This window comes from Blastomonas sp. RAC04 (assembly GCF_001713435.1).
In the GTDB taxonomy this organism is placed as follows: domain Bacteria; phylum Pseudomonadota; class Alphaproteobacteria; order Sphingomonadales; family Sphingomonadaceae; genus Blastomonas; species Blastomonas fulva.
In genome coordinates this window covers 3,554,783-3,577,087 of the sequence record NZ_CP016460.1, presented here as the reverse complement: position 1 = coordinate 3,577,087, position 22,305 = coordinate 3,554,783, and the positions used below count along the sequence as shown (strand labels likewise).

Here is a 22,305-nt window from a genome sequence, read left to right as displayed (position 1 = left end):
CCACCCCCCTTGCAAAGGGTCAGCGGGTCAGAACTTGACCGTGCCGGTGACGAATACCTGGCGCGGGTTGCCGTAGAAGGCCGTCGCCACGCCCTCGGTGCCCAGCGTCGGGATGAAATTGCCCGCCGCATTGCGCGTCGGCGTACCGTCGGGCGCGGTCGCCAGGAACTGGTAGCCCGAGGTGATGTACTGCTTGTTCAGGATGTTCTTGGCGTTGAGGCCGAAGCTGAACCGGTCAGCATCATCGCGCCAGATCAGCGCGGCATCCCAAAGCGCATAGCCCTTCTGGTCAAGGAACGGGCTGGGCGTTTCGAACTGGAAGGTCTTGCTGCGATAGCTGACCGTGGTCGACGCGGTGATCATCCCCGAGAAGGCCGGGAAGGCGCCGGTGAAGGTGCCCGATGCGGTCCATTTGGGGGTGTTCTGGATGCGGCGCAAATTGGCGACGTCGATGTTGCGCGCATCAATGAAGCGCTTGTATTCGCCATCGATGTAACCCAGCGTGCCATTGAAGCTCAGGAACGAACCGTCGCCGGCAAAGTCGCGGGCGAACACGGCGTTGCTCTCGAATTCCAGGCCCTTGAACTCGGCCTTGCCGGCGTTGGTGGTGACACCGATGAAGGTGTCGTTGGTGCCGTCGCCGTTCGAATCGAAGCCTGCGGACCCGGGCACCTGCACATTGGTATAGTCGGCGTAGAAGCCGGTCAGCGCGATGTTGATCGCATTGTCGGCAAAGCTGCCCTTCCAGCCCAGTTCATAGCTGTCCACCGTTTCGGGCTCGAAGCTCAGGAAGTCGAAGATTTCCTGCTGGCTGCGCACGCCATCGCGGTTGGTGTCGGGTGCGGCGGTCGAAAGGCCGCGCGGATCGAAGCCGCCGCCCTTGAAGCCCTGCGAGTAACTGGCGAACAGCAGATGATCGCTGTTGGGCTTGAAGCTCAACGACGCGCGCGGGTTGAAATCGGTAAAGCGCGCCTGGCCGTTGAAGTTTGAGGTGGTGGCAAGCACCAGCGGGTTGCCGCCGAACTCGGCCGAGCGGCCCAGCTTGGTCTGGCGCAGAATGGTCGAGTTGCGCTTGTCGACGGTGTAGCGGCCGCCCAGGGACAGCGACAATTGATCGGTGAAATCATAGGTGAAATCGCCGAACACCGACCAGGTATCGGTGCGCGCGTCGCCGGCGGTGAAGGCGTTGAGGTTGGCGACCGTGGTGAACAGCAACACATCGAACGCGGTCGAAGCCTTGGCGTCCAGATAATAGAAGCCGACCAGGCCCTTGAGGCGGCTGCCTTCATAGAGCAGCTGGAATTCCTGGCTGATCTGCTCGTTGCGATACAGCGCGGGCACATCGACATCGATTGCGGGCAGCGCGTCGAAATCGATCGGGGTGAAGCTGTCATCCTTGCGCCAGGCGCTGATCGACCGGAAGGTCAGCGTGTTGGTCAGTTCTGCGGAGATGTTCATCGCCAGGCCGTAAGCCTCGATGTCCTGCTTGGGCGCGTTGAGGCCGGCGCGGGTGTCGTAGACATCGCGCAGCACCGGGGTTCCGCTGCGGATGCCGGGGATGAGGCGGTGGCCGTTGCGCGGATCGGACTTGTCGCGGGTATAGTCGCCCGAGATGCGGATCATGATCGGCGCGCCATAACCGCCGATTTCCAGCGTGCCGCGGCCTGCATAGACATCGCGGTTGTAGTTCTCGAGCCCGCGGATGTTGAGGTTGTCGCCAAAGCCGCCGCGCGACAGCCGCGCGAAGGTGCCGCCGACGCGGACGATATCGCCGATCGGAGCCGACACGGTGACCACGCCATCGGCCTGGTCATAGGTGCCGTAGGTGCCGCGCACCTTCAGGCTGAACTCCTGCGGCAGCATCTTGGTGACGTACTTGACCGCGCCGCCGATGGTGTTGCGACCATAAAGCGTGCCCTGCGGTCCGCGCAGGACCTCGATCCGCTCTACCTCGTAGATATCGAGCACCGCAGCCTGCGGGCGGTTGAGATAGACATCATCGAGATAGATGCCGACGCCCGCCTCGAAACCGGGCACCGGATCCTGCTGGCCCACCCCGCGGATGAACGCGGTGAGGGTCGAGTTGGTGCCGCGCGAGTTTTCCAGCGTGGTGTTGGGGGTGATCTGCGAAATGTCGGTGATGTCGAGCGCGCCCTGGTTTTCCAGCCGCTCGGCGGAAAAGGCGCTGATCGCGATCGGCACATCCTGCAGGTTTTCCGCACGGCGCCGCGCGGTCACGACGATCACGGAGCCATCGGCCGAGGTCGTGGCGGCCTCTTCCTGCGCGTCCTGCGCCTGGGCGATGGCGGGAAGCGCGGTCAGCGCGGCTGCTGCAACCCCCAGCGTCAGCGAGGCGCGCGCGGCGGCAAAGCGGGTGAACCGAAACGATGACATTATATTCCCTCCATCATCCAAACCTGAAGTCCCGCGGTGCGCCGGTTCATCTGTTGACCGGCCTTGCGCAAGGCGTGAATGTTCATTAGTGAAAGTTGAACCAGCTTTCAACTCTTATCCGTTTGGGGGAGACAAAGCCGGAGAGATCGGCCAGAAGTGTTGCATCAGTGCATCATGTGCGGCGGTGGGAGTGGATTATGGCGGCACAGGCACCTGACCCAATCGGGGACGAGGCGGGCGACCCGTCCGAAAGGCCGGGCAAGACACCCCGCACTGCGCGTGGCCGGGCGACCCTGCGCAAGCTGCTGGACGCAGCCGCGATCGAATTTGGCGAGCGCGGTTTCCACGAGGCCTCGATCAGCGGCATCACCCGCCGGGCGGGCACGGCGCTGGGCAGTTTCTACACCTATTTCGATTCCAAGGACGAAATCTTCCGCGCGCTGGTGCAGGACATGTCGGCGCAGGTCGGCGTGCACGCTGCCGCCGCGATGCAGGAGGCCAAGAGCGCGCTGGATCGCGAACGTGCCGCGCTCAAGGGCTTTCTGGAATTCGCGCGCGAACACAAGGAAATCTACCGGATCATCGACGAGGCCGAATTCGTCGATTCAGACAGCTACCGCGCGCACTATCAGGTCACCGCATCGCGCATTCTGGCAAGGCTGAAGGCTGGCGCGGAGACCGGCGAACTGCGCGACGATGTCAGCGAGCTCCACGCCTGGGCGGTGATGGGGATGAACGTGTTCCTCGGCCTACGCTACGGCATCTGGAGCGAGGACCTCGCCCCCGACGCGATCGCCAGCGCGGCGAACGACTTCATAGCGCGCGGGCTGAAGCCTTGAAGGTCATCAAAGTGGTTGCGTCCTGACCCGGCATTCCCGCGAAAGCGACAATGACGGTGCCGACGCTCGCCTCAGTCGCTCGCCATCAGCAGTTCGGGCAAATCGCCGCTAGATCCCCGCGCCTCGTCGATGATGAACCGGCGGATCAGGCCGGCGCGCCCGACAATCTGCATGCCCAGACGCCGCACCAGCGAAGGCGCGCTGCCCGGCAGGCCATAGAGCCGGTTGAGCACATCGGTGGCGCCCGCCATCATCGCGTTGTCAAGCATCCGCCAGTCCTGGTAGCGCTTGAGCTGCGCCAGATCGCCCGGATCGAGCCCCAGCCGCGCGCCCTCCCCCAGCACCTGCGCGAGCGCCGCGACGTCACGAAGCCCAAGGTTCAGCCCCTGCCCTGCGATCGGATGGATGATGTGCGCGCTGTCGCCGACCAGCGCGATGCGCGGCGCGACCATGGCGCTGGCCTGGCACAAGGTCAGCGGCCAGCTGCTGCGCGGCGTCACGGGGGTGATTTCGCCCAAAAAACCACCGCTCATCTTGGTGAGCGCGGCACCGAACGCGCGATCGGACAGCGACACCCACGCATCGGCCTTGCCCTCGGGCACCGTCCAGACGATCGAGGCCATCGCGCGGCCGTCGTCGTCGTCGTTGAGCGGCAGGATCGCGACCGGACCATCGGGATAGAAGATCTCGAACGCGGTGTTCTGGTGCGCTTTCTCCAGCGTCACCGCGGTCACGATGCCGCGCTGGCGATAGGACCACTGGCCCAGCGTGATCCCGGCAATGTCGCGCGTCGGCGACATTTGGCCCTCTGCCCCCACCAGCAGCGATGCCGAAAACGCCCGGCCATCGGCGAGCGTGATCGTCGCACGATGCGCATCGACCGCGCGGGTCGCAACGTCTGCGCCCATCACCAGATCGATATCGCCATCGGCGCTCGCGGCCGCGAACAGCGCTCCGCGCAACAGGCTGTTGGGAAGCATCACCCCCATGCCCTCTGCGCCCGCATCGAAATCGAGCCCGCCCTTGCGAAGACCGTCGCTCACCGCGATGCGATCGATCGGGCAGGCATCGCGCCACAGGCCATCGGCCAGTCCGAGATTCTGCAGCATCTGCCAGCTGGTGCTGGCGAGCGCCGAGGCCCGGCCGTCAAAGCCCGGATCGGCCAGCGTCTGCGGGCTGATCCGGTCGATCACCCTGACGGAAAGGCCGCTGCGCACCAGCGCCAGGGCAAGCGCAAGGCCAGCAGGCCCCGCGCCCATGATCAGGATGTCGCTATGCTGCGCTGAAATGTGGGTATCGGTCATGGCGCCAATGTAGGGCGCAACATCCGCTCTGAACAGGGGCTTTGCCGTCCGGAGTCCCGCTCAAGTCCTTGCTTGACGCGGAGTCCGTCCTCTGCGCAAAATGCACGACATTTACCATATTGCCGGAGTTGAACAGGATATGGCCAGCCGCGCCGCCACCAGAAACGCGCCCGATTGGCGCGACCTGATGCGTCAGAGCCTGTTGCGCAGCGGCAGTCTGATCCTGGCGCTGACCTTGTTCGCGCTCACCGCATTCGTCGCGGTCTCGCTGATCACCTATCACCAGACCGATCCGTCGTTCAACACCGCCGCCGGGGGTCCGGTGGACAACTGGATGGGGATGACAGGCGCCTGGATCGCCGATTTCATGCTGTTTCTCGCTGGCCCTGCCAGCGCGCTCGCCCTGCCGATCACCGCCATCCAGGCGCATCGGATGTGGATCAACCGCCCGCTGGGCCACTGGCGGCGCGCGGTGCTGGCCACGCTGGTCAGCATCGTGATGCTTGCGGTCGCATCGGCGGTGTTCTTCGGGGAGGCCGCGCAGCATTTCCCCGCCGGGCCTGGCGGCCTGACCGGTCTGGTCGGCGCGCGCGGGATCCAGGCTCTGGGCGGATTGCTGCCGCCTGCAGGCGTCGCCTGGGCGGTCTATGGCACCGCGGGCCTGCTGGCGCTTGCCGGCACCTTGCTGGGCTGGAAGGCGCTGGGTCTCGAGCGCGGGCTGCTGCGCATGCCGCCGATCAAGGTGAGCGTTCCCGAAGCGCTGTTCCGCAAGCCGATCGGCCCGGTGATCGAAGAAGGCGACGAGGACGCAGCCGACGATGCCGTGGAAACACCGCTTCCGGCGCTTGCCGCCCCGCGCAAGGAGGCCGTGCCCGACAACCGCCCGCCGCCGGAGATCACCGAGCCATCGCTGCGCCCCGCCAAGGCGCAGCTTGGCCCCAAGAGCAAGCAGGGCGACTTTTTCGGACCTTATGACCTGCCCTCTGTCGACCTGCTCGACCCGCCACCGACCAGCACCGGCCCCGCACTCGACAAGATCGCGCTCGAACGCAATGCCCGCCTGCTCGAGACGGTGCTCAGCGACTTCAACGTCAAGGGCGAGATCACTGCGGTGCGCCCCGGCCCGGTCGTCACCCGCTACGAACTGCTCCCTGCGCCGGGCATCAAGGCCAACCGCGTCATCCAGCTTGCCGACGATATCGCGCGCAACATGTCCGCGCGCTCGGCGCGTGTCGCGGCGATCCCGTGCCGCAAGGAGCTGGGCATCGAGCTTCCCAACCAGCACCGCGATGCCGTGGTGCTGCACGAGATGATCGGCTCCAGCCATTTTGCCGAGAACACCGGCCAGCTTCCGGTGATCCTGGGCAAGAACATCTCGGGCGATCCCGTCATCGCCGATCTCGCACCGATGCCGCATCTGCTGATCGCCGGCACCACCGGATCGGGCAAGTCGGTCGGGCTCAATGCGATGATCCTGTCGCTGCTCTACCGGATGACCCCCGAGACGCTGCGGCTGATCATGATCGATCCCAAGATGCTCGAGCTGTCGATCTATGACGGCATCCCGCACCTGCTTTCGCCGGTGGTGACCGAACCGCAAAAGGCGATCCGCGCGCTCAAATGGGCGGTCGAGCAGATGGAAGAGCGCTACCGGATGATGAGCGAGCTCAAGGTCCGCAGCCTGGTCAATTTCAACGACAAGATCCGCGTCGCCAAGGCCAAGGGCATCCCGCTGGGCGAGGAAGTTCAGACCGGCTGGGACCCCGTCAGCGGCCAGCCGCAATACGAGAAGAAGCAGCTCGACTACGAGCCGATGCCGCAGATCGTGGTGATCGTCGACGAGCTTGCCGACCTGATGATGACCGCGGGCAAGGAAGTCGAGTTCCTGATCCAGCGGCTGGCGCAGAAGGCGCGTGCGGCGGGCATCCATCTGATCATGGCGACCCAGCGGCCCTCGGTCGACGTGATCACCGGCGTCATCAAGGCCAACCTGCCCACCCGGATCAGCTTCCACGTCACCAGCAAGATCGATTCGCGCACCATCCTGGGCGAACAGGGGGCCGAACAGCTGCTGGGCAAGGGCGACATGCTGTACATGTCGGGCGGCAAACAGGTCGAACGCGTGCATGGTCCGTTCGTGTCGGATGAAGAGGTCCGCCGCGTCGCCGATCACTGGCGCTCGCAGGGTGCGCCAGATTACATCCAGGCGGTGACCGAAGAGCCAGAGGATGGCGGCTTCGCGCTCGATGGCGCGAGCCTCGACGATACGCCCGAAGAACAGATGTACCGCAGCGCTTGCCAGATCGTGTTCGAAAGCCAGAAGGCATCGACCAGCTGGCTGCAGCGCCAGTTGCGCATCGGCTACAACAGCGCCGCGCGGCTGGTCGAGCGGATGGAAGAGGACGGTTTTATTAGCGCGCCCAACCACGTTGGGCGCCGCGAAGTTTTCCGCGACAAGGACGGCAACCCGCTCTGACGGTGCAGAGCGGGTTGACCGCGATCAGTCGCGCCCGGCGATCTTGATCGGCTTGCCGAGCAGCGTCTTCACATAGATGCGCTGGACCATCACATAGACCACGACGGTCAGCGGCGCGGACAGCAGCACGCCCAGAAAGCCGAAGATCAGTCCCGCGGCGACCACTGCGAACAGCAGCACGGCGGGCGGAACATCGACCGCATGCTTCTGGATCATCGGCTGGAGGAAGTTGCCCTGCAGCTGCTGGACCACCAGGAACAGGCCGATCGTCCAGAGCGCCGCCGTCGGCGAGACGGTGAACGCCAGCAGCACGGCGGGCACGCCGGCGATGATCGGTCCGACCATCGGAATGATGTCGAGCAGGCCCGCGATCACGCCGAGACCGCCCGAAGCCGGAACGCCCAGCACCCAAAGCCCCACGCCAGTCAGGATAGCCACGACCAGCGACGACACCGCCTGTCCGACCATCCAGCCGCGCAGACCGCGCGATGCATCATCCAACGCCGCGGCAACCGGCTCTTCCGCCCGAGCGGGCATCAACAGCAACAGGCCGCGCCGGTACACCATCGGATCGCTGGCGATGAAGATCGCGCCTACGAGCACGAGTACGAAGTTCGCGATCCCATTGGTCGCGGTCATGGCAAATCCGCCCAGACGCGCGGCCATGCTGGAGATGTCTCCGGTTCCCTGGCGGATCATGTCGCGGGTCGAATTGCCCAGGCCGAACTGGTCGAGCTGCGCCTCGACGCGATCGATGGCAGGGGGAATGCTCTGCTGGATGGTGTCGAACTCGTTGGTCAACTGCGATCCGAACAGTGTGAAGACCCCGGCAAACACGCCGATCGTCAGAAGCACCGAAATGGCTAGCGCGGGCCCGCGGCTCATCTTGGTATATCGGCACACCCGGCTCGCCATCGACGAGAACACCGCGGCCAGCACCAATGCCGCAAACACCATCATGAGGAAGCCAGCGAGCTCGATGATCAGCCAGGCGACCCCGAGAATGGCCACGACGACCATCGTTATGGCAGCGACCCGGCCCGCTCCCCACACGCCATCCCGGCCGTCACGATCTGCAGGCTCCATTAAGTCAGTCTTTCACAACAGAGGAACGCCACCGGCCGGAGGCCAGTGGCGCATTTGGTGGGTGGCGACATGGATATCACCGGTGTTGAACTTGGAAAAGCGAAGACGCGCTGTGGGCTGCAGCCGCGTTGACGACAGCCCGCCGTGCGACTGCTCAGGTAACCTTCTTGTAGACGAAGGTACCCAGGACGAACAGCGCGACCGCGATCACGACAGCGATCCAGAACAGGATTTTGGCAAGGTCCCAGGCAAAGCCGGCAAGCCCGCCGAACCCAAGGACGCCCAGCACAAGGGCGATGATGGCAAAAATCAGGGCGGCTCTCAGCATGGCGTGGTCCTTGTCGCGGGTCTGGCAGTAACGCTTGTCATGACGTTACGCGAAGGCGCGCCAAAAGGTTCCGCAACAGCGGCAGTACGAGCAGACCGTACCGTCAGGCTAGAGAGTCAGATCGAGAAGCTGGAGCCGCAGCCGCAGCCGGAGGCCGCGTTGGGATTGGTGACCTGGAAGGCCGATCCACCGAGCGATTCAACGAAATCGACCGCACTGCCGCGCACCAGGTCGAGGCTCATCTCGTCAACGACCAATGCGACGCCGTCACGCAGTGCAACCGTATCGCCGTCCTCGGGAGCATCGGCGAGCCCGAAGCGGTACTGGAAACCTGAGCAGCCGCCGCCTTCAACCGAAAGCCGCAGCACCGCAGGCTTGCCTTGCTTGGCCGCGATCGCGGCAACGCGGCTTGCCGCACTGGGGGTGAGGATGATGTCGGCGGTGGCTGTGGTGTCCATGGGCTCGATATAAGCCTTTCGGTCGGGCGCCACAAGCGGTCAGCACGCAGACACCAGGAACGCACGGCTTGCGCGCACAAAAAAAGGGGCCGGTCCGAAGACCGACCCCGATTTTTTGCTGCCTGATCTTGCGATCGGGCGAGTGGCTTACATGCCCGAACCCGGACCGTAGGTGATTTCCACGCGACGGTTCTGCAGTTCGCGAACGCCATCGGCGGTCTGCACGCGGTTCTTGGTTTCGCCAAAAGCCTGGGTGCTGATCGCGCTTGCCGGGATGTTCCGCGAGACCAGATAGGCCTTGACGGATTCGGCGCGGCGCTGGGACAGACCAACGTTGTAGGTTGCTGCACCCGAACGGTCGGCGTGACCTGCGAGCATGACCGGGACCGAACCACAGCTGCCATAGGCTGCCACGGCGTTGTCCAGAATGGTCGCTGCTTCCGGCGTGATGTTCGACTTGTCGAAGTCGAAGAACACGATGTACGGACCCTTCTCGCAAACCGGCGGAGGCGGCGGCGGAGGAGGCGGCGGGGGCGGCGGAGGCGGCGGGGCGGCGGGGGCGGGGGAGGCGGCGGAGCCGCTTCTTCACCACCGAAGTTGTAGATGATGCTGCCCAGGATCGAGTGGCTGCGGAAGCGGCCGTCGAAATCACGTCCACCGGCGTCGATCAGGCTGACCGAGTCGCTGTTGAAGAAGCGATACTTCAGACCCACGTCCCAGCTGTCGCTGAGCGGAGCGCGAACGCCTGCCAGGATCTGCCACGCAAAGCCGGTGTCAGAATCGTTCAGGAATGCAGCGCGGCCGGGGTTGGTGGCAGCTGCAGTGATGTCCGTACGGGCAACACCGACACCGCCGCCGACAAAGCCCTGAAGGCCATCATCGGGACCGAAGTCGACCAAGCCGTTCAGCATGAACGCGAGCACGTTGGCCGAGCCAACTGCGTTCGAACGACCAACCAGAGCGGGAAGGGGCGCACCACGTGCGATGGCCACAGTGCTCTGAACGTCGGTCACATCGGCTTCGCGATAGCTGACTTCAGCTTCGAGACGGAACGGGCCGAAATCGTAGCCGACAATGCCGCCGACATCATAGCCGGTGTCGGTGTCGAGGGTGACACCGTTGTTGACCGCACCGACGTCGAACTGGATGTCCTCGACGAGCATGGCGCCGCCTTCGACGCCAACATACCACTGGCCATCACGGGCAAGCGCCGGTGTGGTCAGGGCGGTAGATGCCAACGCCAGTCCTATGACTAACTTTCGCATAGATATTCCCCTTATAATTAGGATTTGAAACGACAACTCGGCAACGTTACTAACGCCAACCCGGTTGCCACGCAAGCGCGGTTTTAATGATAGTGTTGCCGAAATGTCGCCATTTCAGGGGGTGCCGGACAAAAAATGGCGCTCGCCAGAGGGTCGATGCAGGATCGGGGCAGACGCGACTGGCGATATGCGAATCATAAGCGCAGAATGCCCATGAGATCAATCATGTAGCGGCAACAAGGCCAAATTCGCGCAACGCTGCCAGCAGCGCGGTGAGCACAGTGCGCGCTTCTGCATCCACCACCGCCCCGCCCGCAGGGTCCGCGATCGCCTCGGCACCGAGCCATTCACTGCCATCGAAGCGGCGCATCCCGCCGTCGGCACGGTCGTAAATCCGCATGCTCTCAAGCGGCGGCGCAAATCGCCAGCCGCCTGCCGTGGAGATGGCGATATGCGATTCCCGGTCCGCCCAAATGCCGGACGGAGACGGCCCGACAACCCACGCCCTACCCTGTTCGGCAGCGACAGTACCCGGGTCGGAGGCGACGCCCTCGATACATCCGCCAAGCAGAGCATCGATCACCACCAGCGCCTCGTTGTGCGTCAGTTCCTTTTGCGCCTGCGCGGCGAACAGCATGGGCAGGTCGAAATTCGGCGTACGCGACATGATCAAAGCTCCTGAGACATCGGCCAGAGCCGGGTTTACAACGGCAGATCGACCAGCAAGGGCGGCGACAGCCCCAACGCACCCTGCTGGACGATGGCGGCGCGCAGCGACACGCTCGCCGCTGCGCGCAGGCCAGCGACGGTTGCAGAATCGAACACAATGGCAGGTTCGGGGACGGTGAACTCAGCGATCACGCTGCCATCGGCGGATATGGCCACGCGATAAGCCTCGCTGTCCTCGCCAAGCGGCACGTCGATGCCATCGCGCCAGACAAAACCGCTGCGGCTGCGTCTGACCCAGCTGACCAGCAGCCCCCCTGCCCCGTCGTCGCGCCAGCTGCCATGCACCGGTGCCAGCGGCCGCGCCGCGCGGCCATGGCTTGCAAGTTCGGCGAGCACGGGCTCGGGATCGTCCCGGCCTTGCGCGGCGGCGCGAAAGCCGGGTTCCACTCCGATCTGCGCAGGATCGACCAGCCCCAGCGCCTCGGTGATCAGCACGAAGGGCTCGTCGGCCGCATGCCCGAAGATCGCATCCTCGGTTCCTCCCCGACCGCGCCACAGCCCGGACAGCCGGAACATGCCGTCCCCCAAGGGCTCGGCACGCGCGAACTGGATCGCCTCTGATCCGATCATCGCCAGATTTGCGCCGCGCGACAGCGCCGCATCATCGGCATTGACCAGCGCGAACGGACCATCGCGCACGAGCTGCACGGTCAGGCTGTTGAGGTCATCGCGCAGCAGCGGGGACCCCGGGCCCAGCGCCTCGATGCTGCGGCCCATGGTCGCACCAACCCTCAGCACATCCAGCAGATCGCCCAGGTCACCATCGGCCTCGCGCCGATAGACCGTCGCACCGCGCCATCCCGCAAGCGGTCCTGCGACCGCCAGCGCAATGTGCGAATGCGCCATCGGCCGGTCCATCGGCGAAGGCAGATCGAACAGCGCGAACCGGGTTGGACCGATACCGCCGTCTGGCGTGTTGACGCTGCGCCCGGGGTCTGCGCCCAAGGGCAATGCAGCACCCCCAGGCCTTTGGCTGGCGAGCGCCAGATCGATGCCATCGGCGCTCCACCGCCAGTGCAACACGCGCCACAGGCCGGGCACGCCCTCGATCGAAACACATTTGCCCGGCAGCGTCGCAATATCCAGCGTCGCAATGCGAAGGTCGATCCTTTCCAGCCCGTCGCGTTCGGCCCGGGCGAGTGCCTCGGCCCGCTGCTGCGCGGCAGCTGCGGTCAGCACCATCGGCAGCTCGATCTGGCGCATCCGGCCGCTGGTGCTGGTGCCGTGACGGCGCAGCCCAGGCTGATAATCGCGTTCGGGTTCATAATAGCGCAGCACCACCGCATCGGTGCGCGGCGCCGTCCGCTGCGCGCGATAGGGGAACGGATCGTCGCCGTCGGGCGATAGCGGGAGCAAGGCCGTGGCCGCGATGGTGCGGTCCGATGCCATCTGGCCCTGCCGCCAATCGGCATGCAAAGCACCGGAACTGTCGTGCAGCACCAGCGGGAAGCCGGTAGCGATGGCCTGCAGCACCTCGCGGCGCGTGGCGGCGGTGAGCGCCAGCCCAGTGACGGCGGGCATAACGATCGATCCGTCGGTGCCGATGTCGATCCCCGACAGGACCGCACCGATATCGACCTCGCCCGCATCACCGATCACCTCGAAGGTCAGCGATGGGATCCGGTTGCCGAACTCCTCGAGCGCCATGTCCTCGAACACCGCATAGGCAAGCCCGCGATAGGCCGGACAGGCGCCCACGCCTTCGGCCGCAGCGATCAACGGATCGAGCAGCTGGTCGCCAAACCCATGGTGCAGACGAAAGCCGGTGTCGCTGGTGAACACGCCATCGGCGCCGCGCAGCAGGTTGCCCTCCGCCCAGATGCGTCCGATGCCGGATATCGGCCTGCTCGACAGCGCGACGGCGAACGACACCGAATAGCTGTAGCGCGTCGTCCCCGGCCTGCCCTTGCCGCCGCCCTCGCGGATGCGGCTTTCCTTGAGGTCCGTCGCCCAGATCACCGTTCCGGCCACCCGCACGCGGCCATGCACCTGCGCGAACGGGCTGCCATATTGCGAGCTTTGCACCGCAAGATCGGTCAGCCTCGGCCCTTCGCGGTCCTTGGGTTTGAACAGCACGGTCTGGTCGATCGCCCGGCCGATCAGCGCGCCCAGCGCGCCGCCGATCGGGCCGCCGACCAGCGTTCCAACGGTGCTCAGTACCAGGGTTGCCATGAACTAGCTTTCCTTCCTCAACTGCCACCGCCGCACCACCGGCCAGGGCGAGGGCCTGGGGTGGGCGACGACCCTGCGCAGGGTGGCATGGGCATGGACCAGCACGGGTCCGGCATCGATCATGACGTGAAATTGCTGCGGTCCTGCTGCGCACAAAAGAACATCGCCCTGGACGTCCATACCCCGCAGCGGAACCGCCGTAAGACCGCACTGCGCGGCCCATTGATCGAACCTGTGCAGGCACCCGCCGCGCAGCCTGTAATCAAGGGGTGGCGACACCTGGATGCCGATACCGGCCAGCGCGGCCACCGCAACGCCGACGCAATCGAGGCCTGTCGCAGGGTCGCGCCCGTGCATGCGAAACGGCACGCCGACAAGGCAAAGCGCCGTCGCGGCCAGCCTGTCGCCCTGGGTCCCGTCGACGATGTCTGTCATGCTCAGAAGGTCGCGAACCGGGTGAGCAGATCATTGCCCGGCAAATGCGGTTCGCCGCGAAAGTTGATCGCGTTGCCGAAGCGCGCGGCGCAGGTGGCAAGCGACTTGTCGCAGCCCTGGATCAGCAGCGCGCGATCCCCGGGTTGCGGCGCGTTCCCCAGTCTTCCGTCGATCTGCAGGCCGGAACCCGAAAGTCCGATGATCTGCGCGTCCAGCCCGCAATTGCGCCCGCTGATCCAGCGCAGCCCACCCAGCACCAGCGCGGCAGCGGCATCCGGACCGACCCCCGCAAACACCAGCCCCGCATCGTCCGCAGTCTCCACCATCGCCACCTGTTCGAATGCGGCGCGGGCTAGGCCGCAGCCCGGCCCACAGAATTCCGCGCGGCACGAGGGCGAGGCAGCGGGCGCGAAGGGCTGGTCGAGACCGGCCTTGAGGCCGCGCAGTTCGGCGGAGAACCGGCTGCCCTCGCTCGACACCGCGCCCAGATGTCCGTGCCAGAACCACCCCGCCCCTTCGTCCGGCTGTTCCCAGTCGATCAGTCCGATACGCACTGCAGCATGGTCCCACCGCCCCGCCGACAGATCATCGCCGCGGATCATATCGTGGCTGAGCGCGCCGCCGATATCCATGTCGAGCGGGTCGAGGCCATCGTCCATCTCGATCGCGGAGGGCAGCATCCCGGGTGCCGCGTGATAGCGGACATGGCCTGCGACGATATCGCGATCATGCGCCGCAAAGCCGAGCGCAACCCCGTCGCGCCGCTCGACCCGCCACAGCATCGCGATGGTATCGAGCTCCCGGTCGAACCAGCGCGTCCTCATGTTGCCTCGCGGATCTCGACCAGCGGCACCGATACCGCCTCTCCTGCGGCATAGGTCGCGGCGCTGACCGTCAGCTCATCCGAAGCGAAACGCACGGGGACATCGAACTGAAAGCCTGCGCGCACCTCGACACCGGGCCCGGGTGCATCGGCAAAACGGACGATCCCGCCAGGTTGCAGCGTCCAGCCGCTGGCTGGCGTCCCGTCGAGCGACACCGCGACGGTTTCCGCGACAGGCCGGGTGATGCGGCGCTGCTGGCCGTCGGGCGGTTCGCCATAATGCTTGATCAGCGCAAATTCTGACCGCACACCATCGCCTTCGCCCAGCAGCTGGTCGCTGTGATGCGGGGCATTATTGTCCTGTGCGGAACTGTGATCGAGCGGGTCGTGCAGGCGAAATCCCCGCGCAGGGCCCCGCCGCGCACGGAAGAAGCGGACAAGATCGGCACAATCGGCCTCGGACCGCACCCCGGGACCGACATCGAAGCTGAGGCTCGCATCCGCCCATTGGCTGTTGCGGGTTTCATGCCCGCTGACCGATCGGAAGATCTGGGTCGAATAGCGGCTGGTGCTCTGCGCCTCGCGCCCCAGCGCGAGCGGAAAGCTCACATCGTCAAACGCCTGCATCGCGCCGTCTCCTTCTGCATTCAGGGCGAAATAGGTGAACCCGTCGCGCACCACCTGCGGCAGCGCCCAGAGCAAGGTTTCCGCCACCCCGCGCGCTTTGGCCAAATCCGCCGCGCGCGCTATATCGGCCCAGATCTCGGCCTGGTCGGGCAGCAGCACGAAGCCGCTCATGTAATGCTGCTGCGCAAGCGGATAGCCCAGCCGTTGCTGCATCAGCGCGAGCCCGCTTTGCTGCGCAGCAAAACGTCCCTCGATGACCCAGTCGTAATCTTCCAGCTGCAGTACATCGAACGCCGGCCAGGCCCAGCCCAAAGGCACATTGGCGCGCCGCGCATCGGGGGCTGCGGTATCGAGCACGGTCGGCAGATACACCAGCACCAGCGATTCCACCGGCAGCGGCGCCAGCGCCTCGCGCACCGCATCGACCAGCGCCGATGTCGATGCTGCGAGCAGGACGCCCGCCGCGTCGAGCATTGCCGTCTGGGCCGGGCTCATCCACGCCCTGATGCTGGGGATCGACACGCCCGCATCCCCGAACGCCACGGTGGCGGCATCGTCGTACAGGCATATGCGGCCATCGGGCATGATCCACCACCATGGCTCGCCGACCTGAAAGCGCACCGGCAGCCCTTCATCCGCGATGATCCGGGCGAAGGCGACGCCGACCGCCTGGAGATAGGCCATCGCTTCGCCGTGCGCCGGGCTGAGCAGGGTCGACGGCGGCACCCATCCGGTCAGCGCCGGATCGCCATTTTCGGCGCGCTGCTTCCAGGCATGGGGGCAGTGCGCATCGAACAGTTCATACGACAGCGAGACGATCGGGCTCAGCCCCCAGCGCTTTGCCTCCTGCGCCAGGCTCCGGTGCCATCCCGCGCACGGCGCGTTGATCGCGCCACCCTCGCTGGTCACCAGCAGCGCCTCGCCGTCGCGCTCCAGGGCGAAATAATGGCTCATCCCGACATAATGGTTGAGCGACCCGCGATACCCCAGGCCGATGACATTGCGCACCATCCGCGCCGGCGTGAGGTTGAAGCTGTCGTCATAGGCGCTCGCCATCGCAAGGCCATGTGGCGGGACCAGCACATCGCCGATGTCGAGCATGGCGCGCTCGCCATCGCAGACAATGTCGGTCAGTTCGACCCAGCCCGAAACAGGCTGTGCCAAAGCGCCGCTGGTGCCGTCATAACCGGGGGGTACCAGCGAGATGAACATCCGGTCGATGTCCGAAGGGTGCACTGCGTCAGCTTCCGCAGGCAGATCAAAGCCACCCGACAGCGAGGAAAAGGGCAGAGTGACAACGGCATCCTCGGGCGTGCCGACTGCATGGTTCCACAGCCGGACATACCAGCTGCGCGGCGCGCCTGCGGCATCACGGCCCTCGATGGTCAGCGTCGGCCCGTGCACCGCATCGAGCGGCTTGATCCCGGACGAGCGCCAGTGGAACTTGAGCGTGGTGCGCGCATAATCCCGGTCGGTGGCATAGGCGACCAGCGGGTGATCGAACCGGTCTTCGCTCTCCCAGATCAGCCCGGCCAACGCCTCGCGATCGTAGAACACCGCATCGACCCGCAGCGCGTCCGGCGCGGTATTCACTACCGATGCCATCATCGGGCGCGGAAAGTTGACCGTCCAGAAGCGCGGATCGAACCGCTGGATATGGCTCGCCATCTGGTCGCCGCGTGCATCGCACAGCCAATAGGCCATCGTCCTACTCCTCGATCAGCGCCCGGCGCACCGCGCGCGCCACCTGGCGGCTGGAGGCCTGCAGTGCGGCAGGCGCCGACTGGCCGCCCGCGTTGATGCTGATCGACACCCGAACATCGCGGGACCCTGCGCCTGCGACACGCTGCTCGACCCGGCCATAGCCCGAAGGCACGAACAGTTCGGGCCCGCGCTCGCCGACGAGATACGGTCGCCCCGCGCTCACCGGGCCGCCGGTCGCGCGTCCGGGAAGCCCGAGCAGCCCGGTGAGCAGGCCCCCAACCAAAGACGGCGCGCCATCGCCGCCAAGCCCGATCGATGCCAGCCCGCGCGAAATCGCCGCAGCCGCAATCTCTTCCATTACCGCAAGCGCGACTTGTTTCAGGTCCTCGAGACCCAGCGAGCCGCGGCGCAGCGCAGACAGCAGACCGCTTTCCAGCACTTTCCCAGCACGGCCGAAGCCTTCGATCAGCTGGCCATCGATGACCCCGCGCATTGTGGTGCAATCGCGGGCAAAGCCCTGCGTATCGGCGCGCACGGCGACCATCAGTTGCTCGATTTCATCATCCATCGGGTGTCTCCACGGGATCGGGGAACATCGTGCGCAGCGCCGCGATCGCCTGGGTGTCGGGGGGTGCGGACGACGAAGGCGCCGGGCCGTTCAGCGATGCCGCCAATTCATCGGGCGTCGCGCGCCAGAACTCCTCCGGACGCCAGCCCAGCGCCCAGGCGCTGACCCCCGCCAGGACGCGCGCCGCCTCGGCAAAGCTCGCGGCGCTCACCGGCCCTGCAATATCTGCCGCAGCAGCACACGCAGCACCGGGGTTAAAGCGACCAGCCCGGCCGCCGCCAGCGCGTCGCCAAAAGCCTCGCGCGTCAGCGGACAGCTGGCCTCGGTCCGGCAATGCCAGAACAGCGCGGCGATCTCCGCCAGCCCCAGCCGACCGCTCGCCGCGCGCTCGACCAGATCGAACAGCGGCCCTGTTTCCTGCTCGGCCGCTACCAGCGCGGCAAAGCTGGGGCGCAATACGATATCTGCATCGCCCAGTTGCAGCAGCGCCTCGCCGCGCACCGGATTTGCGGTCTGCCCCCCGCTCACAGGCTGGTCACCGCGCCCGAGCTTTCGAGCGCCAGCGTGTAGTTGCGCTCGCCGTTGAAATCGCCGGCATATTCGAGCCGTGCGACCAAAAAGCGCCCACGCATCCGCGCACCGCTTTCGAAGCTCAGCTCATAATCGTCGAGCGTTCCGGCGAGCGCGTGCGCGCGGATCGCGTTTTCCGCATCAGACCCCAGGAACAGCCCGGCAGCCGAGACCGAGACCGAGCGCACGCCCGCGCCCGAAAGCAGTTCGCGCCAGCCGCCGCTGCCCTTGTGGGTGATCACCACCGGCTCGCCGTTGATCGCCATCTGCGTGGTGCGCAGCCCGGCGACGGTGCGGTAGGCAACCGGGCTGGCGCCATCACCGATCTTGAGCAGGAATGCGCTGCCTTTTTCCGCTGTCATGCGAGAGTTCCTTTCATCACAATTGCAGGAGCCGCGCCCGGTAATCGAGCGTGACGAGCCACAGGGCATCGATCCGCAGCGTGCGGCTGCGCAGCGGCGAGAGGCTGACCATCCGATAGCCGCCACCGGTGGGCGGCATGGCAGCGAGCCGTGCCTCGAGCGCGGCGGTGATCGCCGCTGCAGGGCCGGAATCGTCCGATCCATCGCGGATGGTGAACGCCAGCCGCGCCTCGCGACCGGGCCGGTCCTTGGTGCTCCAGTCGGTCGCCAGCACATCCTCCAGCACCACATAGGGCGCGGCGATCCGAGCAGGGCTCCGATGAAAGACGCCGTTGACCTGCGCCACCAGCGCGGCATCGCCCGCCAGCCAGTCGATCGCGGCGCGGGCAAAATCCTGTTCCAAGCTCATCGCAGCAACCTTCCCAGCCAGCGCAGGGCTGCATCGGTGGTCCAGCGCCGACGCAGGCCGCGCGCGCCCAGGCGCACGCGTGTGCCCTCCCGCCAGATGCGGATGTCGGGGAGGATCACGCCGACCTCATCGCACAGCCGCTGCGCCACGGTCTCCGCGCGTCGTGCGCCGATCCGCGTTGCCTGTCGCAGCAGCACGCGGCCGAAACCCTGCGCGCTCACAGCCGCACCACCCGCCAGGGCCGCCACAGCGCGCTGACCGATGCGGGCGGACCTGCATCGCCAGCGCCATCGCGCGCCAGATGCACATGCGCCGCCAGCCGGATGATCCCCTGCCTGAGCGGCTCGGGAAGGTCGCCCCAGTGCGAGGCGATCCCGGCGGAATATTGCACCTCGATGCGGCTTGCCGATCCCGGTCGCAGCACCCGCACCCGGCCAGAGCCATCGGCATCCAGGGCGATTGCATAGGCATCGCTCGCCAGAGCCAGGCTCGATCCGTCAGCAGTGATGCCGGTCACCCCGGTGATCGCAACCACCGGCTGAGCGGCCAGCGTTTGCCAGTCGCGCGCCACGGCGAGGGTCTCGCGGTGCGGGCGCTGCAGTACCGACTGGCCGATGAACTGTTCACACAAGGCTGCTGCGCTGCGCAGATGCCCGGTCAGCACCGCATCGTCGGCATCGCGGGTGATGTGCAGATGCGCCTTGACCTCGGCGAGCGCGAGCGGTGCGAGGGCAACGGGTTCGCTGGTGATCATCGCCATCAGCGTTGCTCCACCCGGACGGCGACCGAACGCTCGTCGATCTCGCCATTGGACAGCGTCACGCGGTTGATCAGCGCATAGCTCGCGCCGGCCACCCCGCCGGTCAGCGTTGCACTGGCGCTGCGGCCATCATGCGAGGATGCCGCCACCGCGAGACCGCCGGCGCGCACGGGCGATACCGACCAGCTGCTGGCAACGATCAGGGTGTCACCCAGATAGGCGGCGCCCCAATCGATGCGATAATCGATCCGGCTGTCCGGATCCTTGACGAACAGGCTCATGGCTTCATCCTCTTTCTGGCAGGGCCGATTGGCGCAGGACGGTGCTGACTCACGGGCGGCGCGGGGTCATCGCCCGAAGCCCGCGCGCTGCCATGCCCCGATGGCCGGGGCGGACGGTGTCTGCGAGCGGCCCCAGCGCCGCGGCGGTGCCGCGGCGCGGCCCTGCACTGGCGAGCGCAGCCCCAGCCACCGGATCACCCCGCAGCATCGGGTGTCTCCGAAGGCGCGGTCAGGCCGGTCTCGTGCGCGAGCACCGCCATCAGGAACAGCGCCAGCTGATCGGACCGGATTCCGAAGCGCTCGTGTTCGCCATCATCATCGGACCAGCGGTCGTGGCAGCACCAGCCATAGCGCCGCCAGTCGAGGCCATGTTCCGCGAGGATCGCAAAGGCGTTCTGCGCGCGCAGCCCGAAATGCCGCCGCGCGTTCTGCGGGCCCTTGGCCTCGACGGCATCCAGCCACTGGAAGAACCCGAGTTCCGCCATCAGTGCGCGCCCGGCGGCGATTTCCTGCGCATCGGGCGCCCCCTGCCAGAGCTTGTCGGCGGCGTCCGAGGTGTTGATCGTGCCGGTCATCGCATACAGCTGGGAAAACCTATGCTCCGCCTGGCCCAGCGCCAGCGCGGTATCGAAAGCCGGTCGCACGAAGCTGGGCGTGATCTGCAGCGCATGCATGTGACCAACGCCCCCCAGGCTGACGTTGAACGCGCTGCCCCCCTCGGTCGCCCACAGCCCGACATAGCCCGCGCCATCCTTGAAGATCAGGCCGCCGCCATAGGCCCCGTCGAGCGTCATCGCCGAGGTCGCATTGCCGAAGGGATCATAGCCGTTCCAGCGGATGTGCAGCGCGCCCACCGGGGTCTGGGTGCCGATGCCAAGCCCGCCCGAAGCGGCAAAGCGCGCTGCCTCTGCACCCCCGATGGCGAAGCCCAGGCTGTTCGCCGCCGGATGGAACATCCCGGTGTCGCTGTCACCGGCAAAGCCGATCGCGGGCGCTGCGGCGCTGCCATCGGCGAAGGATATCGCGTCATGGTTGTGCCCGCTGCGGTCGTCGCGCGCGGCGAACCAGGCCGACGCCACCGTCAGCGTGACGATCTTGAGCCCCTGGAGAAAATCGACCGGATCATTGCCGGCGGACGAGGCAAGCGTTTCGATCCGGGCCAGCGCTCCGTCCGTCAGCTCGCCCTCGCCCACCTCCCTTTGCTGTTCGTGGGTGACGCCGGCGATCGCATAATGAAAGCGGCTGCCAGGCGGCACGCAATCGGCGAAGCGGCGATGGCCGGGCGTCGCGCCATCGAGCGGCAGCGCACCGGTTCCGATACCGGTGCTGCTCTCGCGCACCAGATCGGCAAAGAAGAGATCGGGCATGTCAAAGCTGTCCTTGATGGATCACGCGCAGCGCGAAATGCCCGCGCGGGCGGGGAGGACCCGCGCGGGCACCCTTGCCGATGCGCCCGTGCGGGCAACCGGCAATCGGATGGGTAACGTAAAGCCGCTGCAGCCGGTCAGCTGGCGGCGAACTTCATCAGCTTGATCGCCTGCGCATTCATCACCTGGCCGCCGATCCGCCTGGTCGCATAGAAATGCACGAACGGCTTGTTGGTGAACGGATCGCGCAGGATCGTTGTCGCGCTGCGTTCGGCGATCAGATAGCCGGCGCGGAAGTTGCCGAACGCGATCGACAGGCTGTTCGATGCGATATCGGGCATGTCCTCGGCCTCGACCACAGGATAGCCGAGCAAAGTCGCGGGCTGCCCCGCCGCCAGCGAAGGCTGCCACAGGAATGCGCCGTCATCGCTCTTCATCTTGCGGATGCGCGCCAGCGTCGAGGAGTTCATCACGAAGCTCGCGCCCTGACGGTATGCGGGACGCAGCGCATGGACCAGATCGACCAGTCGGTCCTGCGGATCGCTGCTGGCGAAATTGCCATCCGCTCCGGCGGCGACATATTGCAGCACACCAAAGGCGCGCGCGGCATCGTCCTGCGTGGTCGGCGTCCCATTCAGGAACCCGCGCGGCTGGTTGGTGCCGGTGCCGTTCACGAACGCGGCGCCTTCGGCCCTCGCGAACTCCTCGGCGATCTCGCCTGCCAGCCAGCTTTCGACATCGAACGCGGCATCGTCGAGCATCGCCTGGCTGGCTGCCGGGTTGGCATAAAGCTCGCCGGAGGGCGGGGCGATCTCGGCAAAGGCAGGCGTATCGGTCTCGGGCCGCGCCGCCACCTCGCTGACCCAGCCCGAGGGCGTGCCGCCGGTGGTCACCAGCTTGCGATAGCCCGCGGTTCCGGTCTGCACGACAGAGGCAATGGCTCGGATTGGCGAGATATCGGCGAGCGTGCGCGCGATCAGCGCATCGATCTCGCGCGGCACTGCATAGCCGCCATCTGGGCCAGTGGTCGCGGTAAAGCTCTTGACCCCGGTTTCCAGACCGCGCCGCAGATACTGGTCGACGAAGCTCTTGGTCTCGGGCGCCATGCCGTCGCCGCCGCCAAGCGAGGGACGTCCGCTCGAACGCGCCAGCCGCTCGATCCGCTCGCGCATCGTTGCGCCTTCGGCCTTCAGCCCATCGACATCGCTGCGCACACCGTCGAGCCCGTTTTCGAGCGCGGCAATGCGCTCGGCCTGGTCTTCGGCGTCGAGAATGGCGTCGAACGACGCCTCCAGCGGATCGGCATCGGCCTTCAGTACCATCGGGTTCGGGGGCATTTCCATAAGCT

Annotated in this window: 23 protein-coding genes and 1 pseudogene; 2 read left to right on the top strand and 22 right to left on the bottom strand. The window is 66.3% G+C overall.

Features of this window, described 5'->3' with window-relative positions; translation table 11 throughout:
* Window positions 1-27 precede the first annotated feature (27 nt).
* The gene (locus BSY18_RS17600) at window positions 28-2,394 is read right to left on the bottom strand and encodes a TonB-dependent receptor (protein ID WP_069051344.1); all 2,367 of its coding nucleotides are present in this window, start codon (window positions 2,392-2,394) and stop codon (window positions 28-30) included.
* Window positions 2,395-2,591: 197 nt separating this feature from the next.
* On the opposite strand from BSY18_RS17600, the gene BSY18_RS17595 reads away from it, so the two are divergent.
* Entirely contained in the window at window positions 2,592-3,233 is a 642-nt protein-coding gene (locus BSY18_RS17595) for a TetR/AcrR family transcriptional regulator (RefSeq protein ID WP_171900270.1), read from the top strand.
* Window positions 3,234-3,304: 71 nt separating this feature from the next.
* Here the strand turns inward: BSY18_RS17595 and BSY18_RS17590 are convergent, their stop codons facing one another.
* On the bottom strand, window positions 3,305-4,537 hold the full coding sequence (locus tag BSY18_RS17590; RefSeq protein WP_069051343.1) for an FAD-dependent monooxygenase: 1,233 nt from the start codon (window positions 4,535-4,537) through the stop codon (window positions 3,305-3,307).
* A gap of 139 nt (window positions 4,538-4,676) precedes the next feature.
* Between BSY18_RS17590 and BSY18_RS17585 the strand changes: the two genes are divergently transcribed.
* A complete protein-coding gene (locus tag BSY18_RS17585; protein ID WP_069052010.1) occupies window positions 4,677-7,013 on the top strand; it encodes a DNA translocase FtsK in 2,337 nt (778 codons plus the stop codon).
* A 24-nt stretch (window positions 7,014-7,037) separates the two neighbouring features.
* Here the strand turns inward: BSY18_RS17585 and BSY18_RS17580 are convergent, their stop codons facing one another.
* From BSY18_RS17580 to BSY18_RS17490, 20 genes and pseudogenes are all read right to left on the bottom strand, one after another.
* Window positions 7,038-8,099: an AI-2E family transporter gene (locus BSY18_RS17580; RefSeq protein ID WP_083231541.1), complete on the bottom strand. Its 1,062-nt coding sequence runs from the start codon at window positions 8,097-8,099 to the stop codon at window positions 7,038-7,040.
* A 154-nt stretch (window positions 8,100-8,253) separates the two neighbouring features.
* On the bottom strand, window positions 8,254-8,427 hold the full coding sequence (locus tag BSY18_RS17575; RefSeq protein ID WP_069051341.1) for a DUF1328 domain-containing protein: 174 nt from the start codon (window positions 8,425-8,427) through the stop codon (window positions 8,254-8,256).
* A gap of 116 nt (window positions 8,428-8,543) precedes the next feature.
* A complete protein-coding gene (erpA, locus tag BSY18_RS17570; RefSeq protein ID WP_054135408.1) occupies window positions 8,544-8,885 on the bottom strand; it encodes an iron-sulfur cluster insertion protein ErpA in 342 nt (113 codons plus the stop codon).
* 147 nt (window positions 8,886-9,032) lie between these two features.
* A pseudogene (locus tag BSY18_RS17565) lies at window positions 9,033-10,150 on the bottom strand (OmpA family protein).
* Window positions 10,151-10,373: 223 nt separating this feature from the next.
* Window positions 10,374-10,817 carry a DUF2793 domain-containing protein gene (locus BSY18_RS17560; RefSeq protein WP_054136494.1) on the bottom strand — a complete coding sequence of 148 codons (444 nt, stop codon included), beginning with the start codon at window positions 10,815-10,817 and terminating at the stop codon, window positions 10,374-10,376.
* A gap of 35 nt (window positions 10,818-10,852) precedes the next feature.
* Window positions 10,853-13,051, bottom strand: coding sequence for a GTA baseplate fiber-binding domain-containing protein (locus BSY18_RS17555; protein WP_069051340.1), 2,199 nt, complete (start codon window positions 13,049-13,051; stop codon window positions 10,853-10,855).
* Between the two features lie 3 nt (window positions 13,052-13,054).
* A complete protein-coding gene (locus BSY18_RS17550; protein ID WP_069051339.1) occupies window positions 13,055-13,486 on the bottom strand; it encodes a hypothetical protein in 432 nt (143 codons plus the stop codon).
* Window positions 13,487-13,488: 2 nt separating this feature from the next.
* Window positions 13,489-14,310, bottom strand: coding sequence for a DUF2163 domain-containing protein (locus BSY18_RS17545; protein WP_069051338.1), 822 nt, complete (start codon window positions 14,308-14,310; stop codon window positions 13,489-13,491).
* Window positions 14,307-16,640, bottom strand: coding sequence for a DUF2460 domain-containing protein (locus BSY18_RS17540; protein ID WP_069051337.1), 2,334 nt, complete (start codon window positions 16,638-16,640; stop codon window positions 14,307-14,309). The genes BSY18_RS17545 and BSY18_RS17540 overlap by 4 nt, the downstream gene beginning before the upstream one ends.
* A gap of 4 nt (window positions 16,641-16,644) precedes the next feature.
* The gene (locus BSY18_RS17535; protein WP_069051336.1) at window positions 16,645-17,208 is read right to left on the bottom strand and encodes a tail tape measure protein; all 564 of its coding nucleotides are present in this window, start codon (window positions 17,206-17,208) and stop codon (window positions 16,645-16,647) included.
* Complete coding sequence (locus BSY18_RS17530; RefSeq protein WP_054136500.1) at window positions 17,201-17,419, bottom strand: phage tail assembly chaperone; 219 nt, start codon at window positions 17,417-17,419, stop codon at window positions 17,201-17,203. The genes BSY18_RS17535 and BSY18_RS17530 overlap by 8 nt, the downstream gene beginning before the upstream one ends.
* Entirely contained in the window at window positions 17,416-17,736 is a 321-nt protein-coding gene (locus BSY18_RS17525) for a gene transfer agent family protein (protein ID WP_069051335.1), read from the bottom strand. The genes BSY18_RS17530 and BSY18_RS17525 overlap by 4 nt, the downstream gene beginning before the upstream one ends.
* Window positions 17,733-18,140 carry a phage tail tube protein gene (locus BSY18_RS17520; RefSeq protein ID WP_054136502.1) on the bottom strand — a complete coding sequence of 136 codons (408 nt, stop codon included), beginning with the start codon at window positions 18,138-18,140 and terminating at the stop codon, window positions 17,733-17,735. The genes BSY18_RS17525 and BSY18_RS17520 overlap by 4 nt, the downstream gene beginning before the upstream one ends.
* Before the next feature lie 16 nt (window positions 18,141-18,156).
* Complete coding sequence (gene gp17, locus BSY18_RS17515) at window positions 18,157-18,549, bottom strand: tail completion protein gp17 (RefSeq protein ID WP_054136503.1); 393 nt, start codon at window positions 18,547-18,549, stop codon at window positions 18,157-18,159.
* Entirely contained in the window at window positions 18,546-18,770 is a 225-nt protein-coding gene (locus tag BSY18_RS17510; RefSeq protein ID WP_150126319.1) for a hypothetical protein, read from the bottom strand. Before BSY18_RS17510 ends, gp17 begins: the two co-directional genes overlap by 4 nt.
* Entirely contained in the window at window positions 18,767-19,309 is a 543-nt protein-coding gene (locus BSY18_RS17505; RefSeq protein WP_054136504.1) for a head-tail connector protein, read from the bottom strand. The genes BSY18_RS17510 and BSY18_RS17505 overlap by 4 nt, the downstream gene beginning before the upstream one ends.
* Window positions 19,309-19,590, bottom strand: a complete 282-nt coding sequence (locus BSY18_RS17500; protein WP_054136505.1) for a phage fiber-tail adaptor protein — start codon at window positions 19,588-19,590, stop codon at window positions 19,309-19,311. Before BSY18_RS17500 ends, BSY18_RS17505 begins: the two co-directional genes overlap by 1 nt.
* A 49-nt stretch (window positions 19,591-19,639) precedes the next feature.
* On the bottom strand, window positions 19,640-19,798 hold the full coding sequence (locus tag BSY18_RS21300) for a hypothetical protein (protein WP_171900269.1): 159 nt from the start codon (window positions 19,796-19,798) through the stop codon (window positions 19,640-19,642).
* Window positions 19,785-20,957 carry a tail fiber domain-containing protein gene (locus BSY18_RS17495; RefSeq protein WP_069051334.1) on the bottom strand — a complete coding sequence of 391 codons (1,173 nt, stop codon included), beginning with the start codon at window positions 20,955-20,957 and terminating at the stop codon, window positions 19,785-19,787. The genes BSY18_RS21300 and BSY18_RS17495 overlap by 14 nt, the downstream gene beginning before the upstream one ends.
* Window positions 20,958-21,094: 137 nt before the next feature.
* Window positions 21,095-22,300 carry a phage major capsid protein gene (locus tag BSY18_RS17490; RefSeq protein ID WP_236823398.1) on the bottom strand — a complete coding sequence of 402 codons (1,206 nt, stop codon included), beginning with the start codon at window positions 22,298-22,300 and terminating at the stop codon, window positions 21,095-21,097.
* Window positions 22,301-22,305 lie beyond the last annotated feature (5 nt).

Bases quoted from the DNA above. Each gene is read 5' to 3' on its own strand.
- BSY18_RS17600 (WP_069051344.1), bottom strand. From the start codon at position 2,394: ATGTCATCGTTTCGGTTCACCCGCTTTGCCGCCGCGCGCGCCTCGCTG.
- BSY18_RS17595 (WP_171900270.1), top strand. From the start codon at position 2,592: ATGGCGGCACAGGCACCTGACCCAATCGGGGACGAGGCGGGCGACCCG.
- BSY18_RS17590 (WP_069051343.1), bottom strand. From the start codon at position 4,537: ATGACCGATACCCACATTTCAGCGCAGCATAGCGACATCCTGATCATG.
- BSY18_RS17585 (WP_069052010.1), top strand. From the start codon at position 4,677: ATGGCCAGCCGCGCCGCCACCAGAAACGCGCCCGATTGGCGCGACCTG.
- BSY18_RS17580 (WP_083231541.1), bottom strand. From the start codon at position 8,099: ATGGAGCCTGCAGATCGTGACGGCCGGGATGGCGTGTGGGGAGCGGGC.
- BSY18_RS17575 (WP_069051341.1), bottom strand. From the start codon at position 8,427: ATGCTGAGAGCCGCCCTGATTTTTGCCATCATCGCCCTTGTGCTGGGC.
- erpA (WP_054135408.1), bottom strand. From the start codon at position 8,885: ATGGACACCACAGCCACCGCCGACATCATCCTCACCCCCAGTGCGGCA.
- BSY18_RS17560 (WP_054136494.1), bottom strand. From the start codon at position 10,817: ATGTCGCGTACGCCGAATTTCGACCTGCCCATGCTGTTCGCCGCGCAG.
- BSY18_RS17555 (WP_069051340.1), bottom strand. From the start codon at position 13,051: ATGGCAACCCTGGTACTGAGCACCGTTGGAACGCTGGTCGGCGGCCCG.
- BSY18_RS17550 (WP_069051339.1), bottom strand. From the start codon at position 13,486: ATGACAGACATCGTCGACGGGACCCAGGGCGACAGGCTGGCCGCGACG.
- BSY18_RS17545 (WP_069051338.1), bottom strand. From the start codon at position 14,310: ATGAGGACGCGCTGGTTCGACCGGGAGCTCGATACCATCGCGATGCTG.
- BSY18_RS17540 (WP_069051337.1), bottom strand. From the start codon at position 16,640: ATGGCCTATTGGCTGTGCGATGCACGCGGCGACCAGATGGCGAGCCAT.
- BSY18_RS17535 (WP_069051336.1), bottom strand. From the start codon at position 17,208: ATGGATGATGAAATCGAGCAACTGATGGTCGCCGTGCGCGCCGATACG.
- BSY18_RS17520 (WP_054136502.1), bottom strand. From the start codon at position 18,140: ATGACAGCGGAAAAAGGCAGCGCATTCCTGCTCAAGATCGGTGATGGC.
- gp17 (WP_054136503.1), bottom strand. From the start codon at position 18,549: ATGAGCTTGGAACAGGATTTTGCCCGCGCCGCGATCGACTGGCTGGCG.
- BSY18_RS17505 (WP_054136504.1), bottom strand. From the start codon at position 19,309: ATGGCGATGATCACCAGCGAACCCGTTGCCCTCGCACCGCTCGCGCTC.
- BSY18_RS17500 (WP_054136505.1), bottom strand. From the start codon at position 19,590: ATGAGCCTGTTCGTCAAGGATCCGGACAGCCGGATCGATTATCGCATC.
- BSY18_RS21300 (WP_171900269.1), bottom strand. From the start codon at position 19,798: ATGCTGCGGGGTGATCCGGTGGCTGGGGCTGCGCTCGCCAGTGCAGGG.
- BSY18_RS17495 (WP_069051334.1), bottom strand. From the start codon at position 20,957: ATGCCCGATCTCTTCTTTGCCGATCTGGTGCGCGAGAGCAGCACCGGT.
- BSY18_RS17490 (WP_236823398.1), bottom strand. From the start codon at position 22,300: ATGGAAATGCCCCCGAACCCGATGGTACTGAAGGCCGATGCCGATCCG.